The organism is Erwinia sp. MYb416, from assembly GCF_037479575.1.
Taxonomy (GTDB): domain Bacteria; phylum Pseudomonadota; class Gammaproteobacteria; order Enterobacterales; family Enterobacteriaceae; genus Erwinia; species Erwinia rhapontici.
Map to the genome: position 1 here is coordinate 1 of NZ_JBBGYT010000039.1, position 608 is coordinate 608.

The 608-nt window shown below is 56.9% G+C and carries 1 pseudogene; it reads left to right on the forward strand.

Going from position 1 to position 608, the window contains the following annotated elements:
- Positions 1-608 (forward strand): annotated as a pseudogene (gene pcnB, locus WH277_RS00360) (polynucleotide adenylyltransferase PcnB); the annotation flags it as partial.

Here is a 608-nt window from a genome sequence, read left to right on the forward strand (position 1 = left end):
CCCTTAAACTGTTGCAGGCGGGCTACGGCCACAGTACCTATCTGAAACTGCGGGAACATCAGTTGTTCCAGCCGCTGTTCCCGATCATCACCCGTTACTTCACCGAACAGGGTGACAGTAATATGGAGCGGATGATCCTTCAGGTGCTGAAAAACACCGACAGCCGCATCCACAACCAGATGCGTGTTAACCCGGCGTTCCTGTTTGCCGCCATCTTCTGGTATCCACAGCTGGAGGCGGCACAGAAAATTGCTCAGGAAAGCGGTCTTGCTTATTACGATGCCTTCGCCCTGTCGATGAATGATGTGCTGGATGAAGCCTGTCGTTCACTGGCGATCCCGAAACGTATCACCACGCTGGTGCGTGATATCTGGACGCTGCAACTCCGCCTGTCGCGCCGCCACGGCAAACGCGCGTGGAAGCTGATGGAGCATCCTAAGTTCCGTGCCGCCTACGACCTGCTGGCACTGCGTGCCGAAGTGGAACATAACAACGAGCTGCAACGCCTGACAACATGGTGGAGCGAGTTCCAGGTTTCTGCACCACCGCAGCAGAAAACCATGCTCAACACCCTGGGTGACGATCCGGTGCCACGCCGTCGTACCCGC